At 46.4% G+C, this 14,621-nt stretch carries 14 protein-coding genes; 5 read left to right on the plus strand and 9 right to left on the minus strand.

The annotated features are described in order from the left end of the window. Window positions 1-9 precede the first annotated feature (9 nt). The 9 genes from ACQY18_RS01885 to ACQY18_RS01925 form a co-directional block, all read right to left on the minus strand. Window positions 10-282, minus strand: a complete 273-nt coding sequence (locus ACQY18_RS01885) for a zinc ribbon domain-containing protein (RefSeq protein ID WP_176776943.1) — start codon at window positions 280-282, stop codon at window positions 10-12. A gap of 364 nt (window positions 283-646) precedes the next feature. After that, window positions 647-1,525, minus strand: a complete 879-nt coding sequence (locus ACQY18_RS01890; protein WP_176776944.1) for a ParB/RepB/Spo0J family partition protein — start codon at window positions 1,523-1,525, stop codon at window positions 647-649. A 3-nt stretch (window positions 1,526-1,528) separates the two neighbouring features. Then, window positions 1,529-2,362: an AAA family ATPase gene (locus tag ACQY18_RS01895; protein ID WP_176776945.1), complete on the minus strand. Its 834-nt coding sequence runs from the start codon at window positions 2,360-2,362 to the stop codon at window positions 1,529-1,531. A gap of 129 nt (window positions 2,363-2,491) precedes the next feature. Beyond that, window positions 2,492-3,460 (minus strand): signal peptidase I, encoded by a 969-nt coding sequence (gene lepB / locus ACQY18_RS01900; protein WP_428038632.1) that lies wholly within the window; start codon window positions 3,458-3,460, stop codon window positions 2,492-2,494. A gap of 32 nt (window positions 3,461-3,492) precedes the next feature. After that, the gene (locus ACQY18_RS01905) at window positions 3,493-4,587 is read right to left on the minus strand and encodes a glycosyltransferase (protein ID WP_428038633.1); all 1,095 of its coding nucleotides are present in this window, start codon (window positions 4,585-4,587) and stop codon (window positions 3,493-3,495) included. Between the two features lie 134 nt (window positions 4,588-4,721). After that, a complete protein-coding gene (rd, locus tag ACQY18_RS01910) occupies window positions 4,722-4,883 on the minus strand; it encodes a rubredoxin (protein WP_428038634.1) in 162 nt (53 codons plus the stop codon). Between the two features lie 18 nt (window positions 4,884-4,901). Beyond that, window positions 4,902-5,414, minus strand: coding sequence for a flavin reductase family protein (locus ACQY18_RS01915; protein WP_428038635.1), 513 nt, complete (start codon window positions 5,412-5,414; stop codon window positions 4,902-4,904). A 14-nt stretch (window positions 5,415-5,428) separates the two neighbouring features. Next, window positions 5,429-6,622, minus strand: coding sequence for an FprA family A-type flavoprotein (locus tag ACQY18_RS01920; RefSeq protein ID WP_428038636.1), 1,194 nt, complete (start codon window positions 6,620-6,622; stop codon window positions 5,429-5,431). A 29-nt stretch (window positions 6,623-6,651) separates the two neighbouring features. Beyond that, window positions 6,652-7,041: a desulfoferrodoxin gene (locus tag ACQY18_RS01925; RefSeq protein ID WP_428038637.1), complete on the minus strand. Its 390-nt coding sequence runs from the start codon at window positions 7,039-7,041 to the stop codon at window positions 6,652-6,654. Window positions 7,042-7,388: 347 nt separating this feature from the next. Between ACQY18_RS01925 and dnaA the strand changes: the two genes are divergently transcribed. The 5 genes from dnaA to gyrA all read left to right on the plus strand — a co-directional run. Then, complete coding sequence (dnaA, locus tag ACQY18_RS01930) at window positions 7,389-8,765, plus strand: chromosomal replication initiator protein DnaA (protein ID WP_428038638.1); 1,377 nt, start codon at window positions 7,389-7,391, stop codon at window positions 8,763-8,765. A 172-nt stretch (window positions 8,766-8,937) separates the two neighbouring features. Continuing rightward, window positions 8,938-10,047 (plus strand): DNA polymerase III subunit beta, encoded by a 1,110-nt coding sequence (dnaN, locus tag ACQY18_RS01935; protein WP_176776950.1) that lies wholly within the window; start codon window positions 8,938-8,940, stop codon window positions 10,045-10,047. Window positions 10,048-10,049: 2 nt separating this feature from the next. Then, a complete protein-coding gene (locus tag ACQY18_RS01940; RefSeq protein ID WP_176776951.1) occupies window positions 10,050-10,346 on the plus strand; it encodes a DciA family protein in 297 nt (98 codons plus the stop codon). A gap of 30 nt (window positions 10,347-10,376) precedes the next feature. Continuing rightward, complete coding sequence (gene gyrB / locus ACQY18_RS01945; RefSeq protein WP_428038639.1) at window positions 10,377-12,848, plus strand: DNA topoisomerase (ATP-hydrolyzing) subunit B; 2,472 nt, start codon at window positions 10,377-10,379, stop codon at window positions 12,846-12,848. A 66-nt stretch (window positions 12,849-12,914) separates the two neighbouring features. Next, window positions 12,915-14,621, plus strand: a 1,707-nt coding sequence (gyrA, locus tag ACQY18_RS01950) for a DNA gyrase subunit A (RefSeq protein ID WP_428038640.1), incomplete at its 3' end; no start/stop codon positions are given.

The following is a 14,621-nucleotide window of genomic DNA, read 5'->3' on the forward strand; positions in this document are numbered from 1 at the left end:
CTTATATTTTTATTGTTTGCGCCAACGCTTGAGGCACGGCAATACATTACGCATCATATCGTGCGCTTCCCGCGCGGTCAGCTCCGGGTGCGCCTGCAACATAAAAGGCACGCAAGTAGCAATCATTTCTTCCATGGTTAAATCGGCCGTGAAATCCCCATTTTTATAACAATAAATGCAATATTCCGGGTTGGGGGAGCCGTCCTCGTTCGTGCCCAATGCGCCGGCATCCACCAGCGGCATCCCGCAACTTTGGCAAAAAGTAAGTTTTGTTTCTTTCATACCAAAAGTATATCAAAATTTTTGGGTTGGGAAAAACACGCCGCGCGCCCCTTTCCTAAAAATTAGGAAAACTAACTTTTAATCCCCCCAAAACAGCGCCGGGGAGCCATTTGGCACGAAAAACGGCCCCGGAAAGCCGAAGAGTCAAAAAATCCTCGTCGGAGAAAATGCTTTTCTTTCAAAAACACCGCTATTTTTGATTTATTTATTTTTTACATATCGCACCAGCAAATTAAATAAAAACAAAAATTTGCCCATATTTTGCTTAAAATCAGGCTTTTTGCAGCGTTTTACAACCCGAACAAACAAAAAACCCGGAGGTTTTCCTCCGGGTCGTGCTAAAAACAGCATTTTTAAGGCTCTGTTATTTTTTTAAGCGGCCGGCAATTACATCCAGTTCATCCAAAGAATTATAATGAATAACCAGCGTGCCTTTTTTTACATTTTTACCGCATTTGATTTCAACCTTGGTGCCCAAAGCGGTTTGGAGTTCGTTTTCAAAAGAAACCACTTCCACCGGTTTGGCGGCTTTAACCGGCTTTCCGGCCGGAGCCATCAGGGCGCGGGCGGCATCTTCCGCTTGGCGGACAGAGAGTTTATTTTTTTGCAAGCGGGCAAACAAGGCCGCCTGTTTGGCCGGGTCCGCCACCATTAATAAGGCTTTTCCGTGGCCCTCGGTAATGGTGCCGTCTTGCAACGCTTGCTGGATTTCCGCCGGCAATTCCAATAACCGCAGGGCATTGGAAACCGCCGCTTTGGATTTACCGCAGTAAGAGGCCAAATCCGTTTGGGTCACGTCAAACTTATTCATTAAACTTTTGTAGCCCAAAGCGGTTTCTATGGGGTTTAAGTCCTCGCGTTGGATGTTTTCAATCAACGCTAGCGCACACATTTGTTTATCGTCCAAATGTTTATGGATAATGGCTTCAATCTCCGTCAGGCCCGCCAACTGGCTGGCGCGGAAACGCCGTTCCCCCACTACAATTTCATACTTATCTAACCCCGCATCATACACTACCACAATCGGCTGGGTCAGGCCGTGTTCCTTAATAGATTGAGCCAATTCGGCCAGTTTTTCATCATTAAAAACACGGCGCGGCTGAAAGCGGTTGGGTACAATTTTAGATACGGCAATTTTGGCTACGGTGTTTTCCCCCCCGGCTAACGGAGCGGGGTTTTCCACCATTTCACGGGTTTGTTGCAACAAGGCGCCAAGACCTTTTCCTAAAGCTTGTCTGGACATTTATTATCCTCCAAAATCATAATTACAGGCAGAAGGGCCTGCCATGAGGGCTTCTTTATAGCCGGAAACATCCGCCCCGCGGCGGGTTAAAAACTCGGCCGCTAAATCCACATACGCGGCGGCACCGCGGCAAACCGGGTCATAATCAAAAATAGATTGCCCGAAACTGGGGGCTTCGGCCAGGCGGATATTGCGCGGAATGGGCGTTTTGTACACTTTATCCCCAAAGAATTGGCTAACCTCGTGCAAAACTTGTTTAGAAAGGTTCATACGCGCATCAAACATTGTTAAAATACCGCCGTCCAGTTTCAAACGCGGGTTTAAGAATTGTTTGATTTTGCTAATGGTGTTCATAAAATGGGCCAAACCTTCCATGGCGTAGTATTCGCACTGGACAGGCGTAATAACAGAATCCGCCGCCATTAAGGCATTTAAGGTTAATAACCCCAAAGAGGGCGGGCAGTCTATTAAAATAAAGTTATACATTTTGCGCAAGGGGTTTAAGGCATCTGCCAACATATTTTCCCGCCCGCGCACGTTTACCAACTCCACTTCCGCCCCGGCTAAGTTTTTGCAAGCCGGCAAAACGTCCAACAATTCGTTAGAAGTCTGCCGGACTACATCTTGAAAAGTAGCCGTTTTGGTAAGCAGATGATAGACGGATTTTTCCCCCTCTTTCAACATAACCCCCAGGCCGGAACCGGCGTTGCCCTGCGGGTCAAAATCAACTAACAGCACATTCTGCCCGAGCATAGCCAGGGCATAAGCCAAATTAATAGACGTTGTGGTTTTACCCACGCCGCCTTTTTGGTTGGCAATACAAACTATTTCTCCCATGAAATCCTCCGTATATTATGTATATTAAACCATATAAACAGGCACTAAATCAATGCGTAAAAACAAAAAGTTTTCACGTGGAAACACCATTTCCGGGCTGTTTTCACGTGAAAACTATACCATTAAAACTTATTTAATAATGCGCCAGCGGGACACCGGCCAATGGATAAACCAGGCTTTTCCTTTAATGTTTTCCCGCGGCACCGGGCCCCAAAAGCGCGAATCACAGGAATTATCACGATTATCCCCCATTACAAAATATGTGTTTTCGGGCACGATTACCGGGCCAAAGTTATCACGCAGTTCCATACCCAGTTCATTATCCAGGCGGTGGGTTTTCCATAAGGCTTGATATTCCGCCATATCATATTCCCCCTCTTTGGGTACACGCTCCAATTCCTCATAGCGTTCGTAGGGTTGCCGGGACAGTTCTTCATCATTTAACCATACGCGCCCTTGCCGCACTTCCACTTTATCCCCCGGCATACCAATTACACGCTTTACAAAATCTTTCCCATACTGCACCCCCCCGCAGTTGATTTGCTCTTTATGGGTGGCCGGAAAGGTAAAAATAACAATATCTTCCCGCTCTACCTGCTTAAAAGGAAGAAAGTGTTTTTTGGTAAAAGGAACCCGAAAGCCGTACACCGCTTTATTTACAAACAAATGGTCCCCAATCAGTAGGGTGTTTTCCATAGAGGCAGACGGAATTTTGAACGCCTGCACCAAAAAGAACATCACTAAAGAGGCCACAAACCCGGCGAAATAAACCGTGTTTGCCCAATCTAAATCCTCTTTCATTATTTTTTGTTGGCGCGGAGTATCGGCCTGTAAGGCTCTTTTATAACCATACACCGCCAAACCCAATGTAATAATACCGGCGGCGCATTTTTTCCACACCGGGATAGGCGCTAAACCGCCCTCCCCCATAATAAACGCAAACACCCACCACACACAACTTAAAATAATAACCGTAAATACGGTATGCCACCAGGCAAAAGCCCGACGTGAATTTATTTTTTCCTTCCGTTTCAGCCACCGGGTCAGCCAAGTAAAAGCGTACATCACACACGCCGCAATAAACAATCTTTGTTCCATAGATACCTCTTTAATAAGTTTTCACGTGGAAACTATCCCACCAGTTTTTCGTAAGCCTTTTGATAGGCTTTGTTATTATCAATCAATTTTTGCTCGGCAATTTGCAAGGCGCGTTCCCCCATTTTTTTGCGTAAAGGCTCATTGACTGCCAGCTCCGTCATTACGCAACAAAGCAGGGTGTTGTCCCCCGGCTTACAAATAAATCCGCTTTGGCCATGCTCCACAAACCGGGGAATATCCCCCACATTGGTCACCAATGCAGGCAACCCCGCCGCCATAGATTCCAATAAAGAAAGCGGCAAACTTTCCACATTAGAGCTTAACACAAACACATCCGCGCCCGATAAAAACGCGCTGACATCTTGCTGTTGCCCCTCCAAAATTACCTTGCCGGTTAAATCATTAGACGCTATAAAAACTTCTATATTTTCCCGTTCCGGGCCGTCCCCCACCAACACCAACCGGGCTTGCGGGTGTTTGGAAAGCATTTGCTTAAACGCTTTCAACAGCGTTATATGGTTCTTTTCCGGCGATAAACGCGCCACACAAATAAATACGGTTTCCCGCAAAGAAACCCCCCACTTGGTGCGCACCGTTTGGCGTTTTTCAAAATTACGCGCAAAACGCTTACGGTCTATACTGTTAGGCAGTAAATAGACTTTACTTTTAAGATATTTCTGGTGCCCGATTAAGTATTGCGCCGTGGATAACGATTCCGCAAAGGAAATTTTGTCCAAACTTTTTAAGGTTCTATCCAGCGCTTGCAACAGATACGGCTGGCGCGACATATCAAAATGAGGCGTAGTCACTAACGTAAATTTGCAAGTATAGCGCACCAACCGGCATAATTCTATGGCGCTATATAACATGGCGTGTACAATATCCGGCTGAAAAGTTTTGATGAGTTGCCTTAACTTCCACACCTGGCCCGGGGTGGGGATAGACTGCATATCCAGGGTATCCACCCGGAACCCTTTTTTGATTAATTGGTTCGCCACCGCACCCGGCGTATGTAAAGAAAGCACCCGCACTTCGGCTTGGTGTTCTTTCATATACTGCGCCAACTGTGCCATGGCTTGTTCCGCACCGCCTACACAAGTAGTGGTAATAACATATAAAATTTTCATACAGTTATTATAGCAAGTTATAGCCCATTCCGCGCCGTATTCGGCCCACAAAAAAGCCCCCTAAAAAGAGGGCTTTTTTTAGTGTAAAAAAATGCTTAAATTTTAAGCGCTTTTTTCAAATCTGCGTTTTAACGCTAGTTTTGAGGGGTGAACTGGTCCTTACCTACCCCACAAACGGGGCAGAGCCACCCTTCCGGCACATCTTGCCACTTGGTTCCGGCCGCCACCCCATGTTCCGGGTCGCCCACCGCCGGGTCATACACATATCCGCAAATTTCACACACATATTTCACCATAATTTTTTTCCTCCCCTTTTATAAATGCGTTGCGCCCGCCGGGGTTTTACCTTTAATAACCGTATGGTAATATTCATACGTTAGCGGTATGCCCTGCGGTTGCAAGAGCCCGGCATCCGTGACATCCCCAATAAATAACGTATGGGTTCCCACGTCCACCGTGTGAGATACTTTTACTTCCATATAAGAAAGTGTATCCTGCTGAATAATCGGGCAGCCGGAAGGCCCTACTTGATAGGGCACCCCGGCCAATTTATCAAACGTACGCCCTGTACGAAAGCCAAACCGGCCGATAAACGCCAAATTGGTATTTTGCGCCAGCGGCATAGCGGCAAACTTACCGCTGTTTACAATATACGCATGGGTTAAACTTTGTTTATTGACCGAAATAGCCATTTTGGGCGGTTCGGCCGTCACCTGGAAAACGGTATTTACAATGAGTCCGTTTTTCTTTTCGCCGTCGGCGGCGGTGACGATATATAACCCGTAGGTAATGTAATTTAAGGCTTGGCCTTCTTCTTTAGGCAGCATACGCTCCCCCCGGTTTACTGTAATTTTTTGGCAACTTCTTTACTGACGGTTAAGCCTAATTCCCGGCAATTTTTAAGTACGGTTTCATCCGGCACAAATAAAGATTTTACCGCCGGAGCCACCACTTGTACGCCCATGGTTTCCAACATTTTGCCCAGTTCGTCTATCGGGGCCGGGCTCCAACCGTACGAGCCGAAGGCAGCGCCTACTAACCCTTTTTTGCGCAACCCTTTTAAGTAGCAAAGCACATCCGCCAGCGACGGGAAAATGCCGCTGTTTAATACCGGGCTCCCCACAATTAACGCGCTGGCGTCCAACAGTTCTGTGGCAATATCGCTGCGGTGGCAGGCGTGCATGGAAAGTTGTTTTACTTCCGTCCCCCCCTCCCGCAAGGCATCGGCAATTTGCACGGCCATTTTTTCCGTACTGCCCCACATGGTATCATACACAATAACGGCTTTATTTTTGGGGGCTTGCGCGGCCCATTTGGCATACAAATTAACAATTTTGGCCGGGTCTTTGCGCCATACAAAACCATGGTCCGGCGCAATAATACGCGGGGCCAAACCCATCTTTTTTACTTGGTCTAAAAAGCGCAGTACAATGTCGGAATACGGCAAAACAATGTTGGCATAATATTTTTCAGCCTCGTAGAGCCACATTCTTTCTTCGTTTTCATCATCAAATAATTTAGAGGTGGCATAGTGCATACCAAACACATCATTGGTAAATAATACGTTTTCTTTTTCCAGGTAAGAAAACATACTGTCCGGCCAATGCAACATCCGCGCTTCCACAAAGGAAATCGTATCTCCCCCCACATCAATTTTATCGCCGGTTTTAACGGTTTTTAATTTAAGCTCTTGGTGGAATTGGGCCGTAATGTCTTTCATCCCCATCGCCGATACATATACTTCTTCCGGCTCTATGGCGGCTACGGCTTGCGGCAAGGCGCCGGAGTGGTCCATTTCCGAATGGTTAGAGATAATAATTTTGATTTTTTTAGGGTCAATCACGCTTTGGATACGCGCCATCATTTCCCCATAAAATTCTTTTTTTACGGTATCAATCAGGGTGGGTTTTTCCCCTAATACTAAGTACGCATTATAGGTAGTGCCGCGTTTGGTGGAATACCCGTGGAAATCCCGTATATTCCAATCAATCGCCCCCACCCAGTACACTTTTTCTGTTATTTTTACAGCTTGCATAGATTCCTCTTTTTAATGAATATATAAATTTATTTCAGCTCACTCTGCCACAGGCCGTGCAAGTTGCAATACTCGCGCGCCAATACACGCGGGCTACTGCTCTTAAATTCCGCCACCGGTTTTTCCCCGGGTTTTAAGTATTTGCGCTGTACTTTGCCACATTCTTCGCAAATCAGTTCAATCCATTCAATATAATGGTTTTCCAACATGGGGTGTTCCGCACTGCCCACACGCACGCGGTAGCCGCCCTCTATTTTTTCAATGACCGGAACATGCTTTTCGGCCGCGCCGTCCGTCATACCCGGTTTTTGTAGTACCATCGCTTGCCCGCAGCAGACTAATTCCCCGCCGCCGGCATGTACCACTTCCACTATATTACCGCATACATTACATTTGTAAATCTCGTTTAATACTTTCATAACAGTCCCCTTTCCTGCTTAGGCAGGATTTTTTGCTTATTAATAATTTTTCTTATTTATTATATCAAACCTACTCATACATTACAAGTTTATTATAAAAAGACTTTATTTATTTTACAACCCTAAAAAGTAGTTAGTTTAGCCTTTTTTACCCAGTTCATTTTTGAAATCCACCCTTTTTTGGTTATTTTAAGGGGTGGGGGTGGTTGGGATAGCCCTAAAAATTAAAAATCAAAATTTCACGCCTTTTTACGCTCCGAAACGCCATTTTTACTTTTTTTATCATTGACGAATCTTTATTAGAATTTGTATGATATAAGAAATATTTTTTCCGGTGGAACAACGAAGTGGATAATACAAGCCAAAACAATATTCCGGCTCCTATTTTAACCGAAATTGAAACTATCTTGGGTACAGACAGCTTTGATATGTGGCTGCGCCCTGCCGTATTTAATTATGAAGGCACCGTGCTATCGGTGGAATTACCCAGCCAGTTTTGGGGTAAAACAATTAAAGAGCGCTACGAACATATTATTAAAGATGCGTTCTTAAAACATTTAGGGGTGGAAATTACCGTTAATTACATTATTAAAGAACCGGCCCCTACGCCGGTAGTTCCCCCCGCGCCGGGGCAAACCACCGCTTTTACGCAAGTGGCCCCGGTGGTAAAGCCCAATCCGTTTGTATCCAACTTAAACACTTCGTTTACGTTTGATAATTTTATTGAATCCCCCGCCAACCGCTTTGCCTACCGCATGGCGGAAGCGGTGGTGAATAAACTGGGCAACCGGGCCAATAACCCGCTGTTTATTTACAGCACCCCGGGGTTAGGAAAAACCCACCTTTTGCACGCTATCGGCAATAAAATTTTACAAACCAATCCCAACGCGCAGGTACTTTATAAATCCAGCGAAGAATTTGTAAACGATTACGTCAATTCCGTGATGAATAAAGACCAGGAAGCGTTCCGCAAAAAATACCATAGTTTGGATTGTTTTTTAATGGACGATATCCAATTTGTAGTGGGTACCACCAAAGTAGGCAGTGAACAGGAATTTTTCTATACGTTTAATGCGTTGTTCGGCAACAATAAACAAATTGTGCTGACGTCCGACAAAACCCCGCAGGAACTGCAACTGGAACCGCGGATGTCCTCGCGCTTAATGTCGGGCATTGTGGCGGAAATTAAACTGCCCACGGTGGAAACGCGTATTGCTATTTTGCGCCAAAAACGCGACAGCATTAATTTTGATATTGGGGATGATGTACTGGCTTTTATTGCCGAAGGCATCCAAACCAACATACGCGAACTGGAAGGCTCTTTTTTCAGTTTAGTATCTTTTTGCACGGCCCACGGCATTACGCCCACCATTGGGGTAGCGCAGGAAGTATTGGCTGATGTTTTACAGCAGGAAGAACAAAAACTGGCCATTAACGTCAATTTGATTAAAAAGGTGGTAGGAAAGCATTTTAAGATTAATATGGAAGACTTTAATTCCAAACGCAAAACGCAATCCATCACCTGGCCGCGCCAAATTGCCATGTATTTAGCCACGGAGCTGACGGATTTATCCTTGCCGGAAATCGGGCGGGAATTCAGCCGGGACCATAGCACGGTAGTACACGCGCGGGATTTAATTAAAGAAAGAGTAGATGCAGACCCGTTTTTTACAGCCGAAATAAACCAAATTATTTTGGATATTAAGGCTGTGGATAAAAAGTAAATAAGTTGTGTATAACCCCTGTGGATAAATTAAAAACGGGGGTATAACAGTTTTAATTGTGGAGCGTGTTTATAGAATAACCGGTTTATGCACACACATAACCACCGGCGGCGTATAGGCCAATCCACACAATAAACACTATCAACAGGATATTAATAATAGGATTAATTGTATGAAAATAAATATTACTAAAGAAACCTTTTTGGAAGGAATCCAGATTGTTTCCGCGGGTACTTCCGCCAGAACCACGCTCCCTATTTTGCACAACTTCTTATTGGAAGCCAAAGACAATAAATTAAAATTGGTGCGTACGGATATGGAAATGGCCACCGTGCATTATGTAAATGCGGAAGTGGAAGAAGAAGGCAGCATTACCGTACCTATGAAAGAATTTTCGGATATTATTAAGAACTTGCCGAACGATAAAGAAATCAACCTGTATAGTGATGAGAATAACAAATTCCACATTAAATCCGGCAAGAGTAAATTTTGGGTAATCGGCACGCCTAAAAGCGAATACCCGGCCATCCCGGAAATAGAAAAAAACAACAGCGTATCTATGGACCCCATGGAGCTTAAAAATATGGTGGAAAAAACGGCTTTTTCCGCTTCCACCCAGGAAACCCGCTATATTTTGAACGGCCTTTTGTGGAATAACACCGCCGATAAGTTTGAAATTGTAGCTACCGACGGCGGGCGTTTGGCGCTGGCCACGCACCCGGCGTTGGAAGGTTCCCAGGAATTTAAGATTATTATTCCTACCAAAATTTTAAGCGAAGTCTGCCGCTTTATTGCTATTGCCAAGCCGGAAAAAGACACCCGCATTACGGTCAACGTGTCTTCCAACCAAGTTAGCTTTTGCATGAACGAAACCACGTTTATTTCCCGCTTGATTGAGGGGAACTTCCCCAATTACAACCAAGTAATTCCCACCAAAAAGAATATGGGTTTTGAAGTGTTCACTAAAGATTTATTGGCTTCCACCCGCCGTTCCGCGTTATGCTCCGGGGAATTTGGGGCTACCGTAAAATATAAAGTGGAAAACAACGCGATTGTGGTGACGTCTAACTCCCAAAATATGGAATTTGTGGACGAACTGCCCATTGAATATACGCAAGACCCTTTTGAGGCGGCTTTTAACCCGGCTTTTATTATTGATGTACTTAAAAATGTCAGCGCGGAAAAAGTTTCTTTTTCCTTTGTAAACGCTTCCCAGCCGGTGCTGATTGAGCCGGTGGGGGACACTACTTTTAAGTATGTAATTATGCCGGTGCGGGCCTAATTATGCGGTTCGGCCAGACACCCCGCAAAGCCTGGCACAGCGCGCAAGAATTGGCGCGCCCGTTTAGTGCGTTAAATGTGCGCTTAAATAACTTGATGGTGCTGGACCATGTGTGGACGCGCCTGACCGGCCCCAAAGGCCGTTTTTGGGCGCTCCAAGCTGTTAAGGGCAATACGTTGTATGTAAAAGTGACGGCCAGTGTGGCCCGCAACGAATTACTGGCCCAGCGGCCCGCATTAATCCGGGAACTGAATAAACATTTTGAAAGACCGTGGATTCACAAGATTGAAATTTTGTAGTTTTTGCCATACTCAAACAAGGAGCCTGTAATGACTGAAGAAGAAAGAGAGAAGGATTATGATTCTTCCAAAATTACCGTTTTAGAAGGTTTGGAAGCGGTGCGCAAGCGCCCGGCCATGTATATCGGTTCTACCGGTTTACCGGGGTTGCACCACTTGGTGTATGAAGTGGTGGATAACTCCGTGGACGAAATTTTAGCCGGCGGCGCCACCACCATTACCGTCACCATTAAAGACGATATGACCTGCTCCGTGCAGGACGACGGGCGCGGTATTCCGGTAGACGTAATGAAAGGGGCCAAAGACCCCAAGCTCCGCTCTAAATCCGCCCTGGAAGTGGTAATGACGGTTTTACACGCCGGCGGTAAGTTTGATAGTGGCGCTTATAAAGTTTCCGGCGGTTTGCACGGGGTGGGTGTGTCCTGCGTGAACGCCCTTTCCGAAACGATGGAAGTGGAAGTCCGCCGCGACGGCCACGTTTATTTCCAGCGCTACCACCGCGGTAAGCCGGAAGACAAAGTGCAAGTCATCGGCGATACCCACGAACACGGTACCAAAGTGACGTTCCACGCGGATAAAGAAATTTTCGGCGATGTTTCTTTTTCTTATGAAACCATCGGCAACCGCTTGCGCGAACTGGCTTTCTTAAACGCGGGCGTAAAAATTATTTACACGGATGAACGCAAGGAAGATAACCAATCCGTCACTTTCCATTTTGAGGGGGGAATTTCCCAGTTTGTCACTTACCTGAACACCAATAAAACGGTGATTAACCAGGAACCCATTTATTTAACCAAACAAGTGGGGGATAATTATATTGCGTTTGCTTTGCAGTATAACGAGGGTTATTCCGAAAATATATTTTCGTTTGTGAACAACATTCACACGGTGGAAGGCGGTACGCATTTAAGCGGTTTCCGTTCTTCGCTTACCCGCATTATTAACGAATATATTAAAAACAATAACATTTCCAAACATAAAGATATTTCTGTGGGCGGGGATGATATTAAAGAAGGTTTAACGGCGGTTTTATCCGTTAAAATCCCGCACCCGCAGTTTGAGGGGCAGACCAAAACCAAGTTGGGCAACTCGGAAGTGGAAGGCATTGTACGCTCCGTAGTGGGGGAAACGCTGGCTACTTTCTTTGAAGAAAACCCCAAAACCGCCCGCGCTATTTGCGAAAAGTGCGTCGGCGCCGCCGTGGCGCGTGAAGCCGCCCGCAAAGCGCGTGATTTAACCCGCCGCAAAGGCGCGTTGGAAGGCGGCGGCCTCCCCGGCAAACTGGCCGATTGCCAAGAAAAAGATGCCGCCAAGTGCGAAATCTTCCTGGTAGAAGGGGACTCCGCAGGCGGTTCCGCCAAACAAGGGCGCGACCGTGTTTTCCAGGCTATTTTGCCGTTGCGCGGTAAAATTTTGAACGTGGAAAAAGCCCCGCTCGTTAAAATCTTATCCAGCGATACCATCCGCGACTTAATTGCCGCCGTAGGTACCGGCGTGGGCGAAGGGGACGGCGGATTTGATATTTCCAAACTGCGCTACCACAAAATTATTTTAATGGCTGATGCTGATGTGGACGGACAACATATTTCCACCCTGCTGCTTACGTTCTTCTACCGCCAGTTGAAACCGCTGATTGAGGGCGGGCACATTTATTTGGCCCAGCCGCCTTTGTATAAAGTGAAAAAAGGTAAATCGGAACAATATCTGCAAACCGAAGACCAAATGCAACAATGGCTGATGAAAGAGGGCCTTGCCAGCGTGACGGTGACGGATATGGATAAAAACACCGTATTGAGCGGGGACCAACTGAAAGATTTGTTAAAAGTCTTGCGGGATGTGGAAGATATTTTGGGCAAACTGGAAATCAAAAACATTACCTTAAATGACTTTTTGGCTTTCTTGGCCGAAGGGCGCGTGCCGCTCTACCGCACGCCGTTGCAAAGCGGCGGCTTCCGCTATTATTATACGGAACAGGAATACCGCGATTACGAAAACCAATATATGCAGGAAAAACGGGCCGAACTGGAAGCCGACGGCGTGGATACCACCACGGTTTCTAACGACAGTTTGGTGCCGGAACACCAATCCTTATTTGAATTTGGCAAACTGTTAGCGGCTGAAAAGAAAATGGAAACCTTTGGGTTTACTTTCAAAAACTACCCGGTTATTGAAAACGAAAAAGAACGCATCCACCCGCTGTTTAAGGTAAATAACGGCAAGACGGATGCGCTGGTATACAGCCTGGCGGAACTTTTACACGCGGTCAAAGAAGCCGCTTCCTCCGGGGCCACCATTCAGCGCTACAAAGGTTTGGGGGAAATGAACCCGGAACAACTTTGGGAAACCACCATGGACCCGGCCAAACGCAAGTTAATTCAAGTAAGAATTAACGACGCGGCCGATACGGAACAGGCGTTTACTATGCTAATGGGGGACCGTGTGGAACCCCGCCGCGATTTTATCCAATCGCACGCCTTGGAAGTAAAGAACTTGGACATTTAACCCACCCAGCCGGGTATTACCGTACCCGGCCGGGCTAGATTTTAGCCGGATTAGGAGATTTTTAGCATGAGCGAAGAAACAAACAATCAGCCGCAAGCCCAAAACGCGAATGTGGACTTGTTTGGCAACATTCAAGAGCGTGATATCGCGGGAGAAATGCGGTCCTATTACATTGATTACGCCATGAGCGTTATTGTGGGCCGCGCCTTGCCGGATGTGCGCGACGGCTTAAAGCCGGTACACCGCCGTGTACTGTATTCCATGAACGAAATGGGCTTGAAATACAACAAAGCCTACAAGAAATCCGCCCGTGTGGTAGGGGACGTATTAGGTAAATACCACCCGCACGGCGATACGGCTGTATATGATACCTTAGTGCGTATGGTGCAGGACTTTTCCCTGCGCAAACCGTTAATTGACGGCCAGGGGAACTTCGGTTCTATTGACGGCGACAGCGCCGCCGCTATGCGTTATACGGAATGCCGCTTACAGCGCATTGCCGACGAAATGCTTAACGATTTGGACAAAGACACCGTCAAAATGATTCCCAACTATGACGGCTCTTTGCTGGAACCGTCCGTCTTGCCGGGCAAATTGCCGGCACTGTTGGTAAACGGTTCTTCCGGTATTGCCGTAGGTATGGCTACCAATATTCCTACCCATAACCTGGGCGAAGTGTGCGACGGTATTATTGAATACATCAAAAACCCGAACATTTCCACCAAGGATATGATGAAGATTATTAAAGGGCCCGATTTCCCTACCGGCGCCATTATCCGCGGTACAAAAGGCATTTACGAATATTTTGAAACCGGCCGCGGCAGTGTAAAAGTGCAGGCCCGCACGGAAATTGAAGAACGCAAAGGCGGGCGCGAAGCCATTATCGTGACCGAAATTCCGTACCAAGTGAATAAGACTTCGTTAATTGAAACGATTGTCGGTTTGGTGCGTGATAAAAAGATTACCGATATTTCAGACATCCGCGACGAGTCGGACCGCCGCGGTATGCGTTTGGTAATTGAAGTAAAGCGCGACGGAAATGCCCAAGTGGTGCTGAACCACCTGTTCAAACATACGCAGTTGCAAACTTCCTTCCCGGTAAATATGTTGGCGATTGTAGACGGCCGCCCGCGTATTTTATCCTTAAAAGAAGTAATGAAAGCCTATGTAAAACACCGCAAGGAAATTATTACCAACCGCACTAAATTTGACTTAAACAAAGCCCAACGCCGCGAACATATTTTGCAAGGGTTGTTAATTGCTATTGCCAATTTGGACGAAGTTGTTTCCATTATCCGCAATTCCAAAGACCCGACCGAAGCCAAATTTAAGTTGATGAGCCAGTTTAGCTTATCGGAATTACAGGCCCAGGCTATTTTGGATATGCGCTTGCACCAGTTGACCCAACTGTCTGCGGACGCTATTGCCAACGAACAAGCCGAACTGTTAAAACTGATTGCCGAACTGCAAGGCATTTTGGCCGACCCGCAAAAGATTTTGGATATTATCGTCACAGAACTGACCGAGCTGAAAAAGAACTATGGCGACCCGCGCCGCACGGAAATCGGTGTGGATATGACGGACTTTTCTATGGAAGATTTAATTGAAAAGGAAGACGTCGTCATCACTATTTCCAACGACGGCTACGCCAAACGCATCCCGTTAGATACTTACCGCAGCCAAAACCGCGGCGGCAAAGGGATTATCGGCGGTAAAACAAAAGAAGAAGACTTTATGGAACACCTGTTCGTCACGTCTTCCCACGCCACTATT

The organism is Candidatus Avelusimicrobium faecicola (assembly GCA_900540405.1).
GTDB classification, from domain to species: Bacteria; Elusimicrobiota; Elusimicrobia; order Elusimicrobiales; family Elusimicrobiaceae; genus Avelusimicrobium; species Avelusimicrobium faecicola.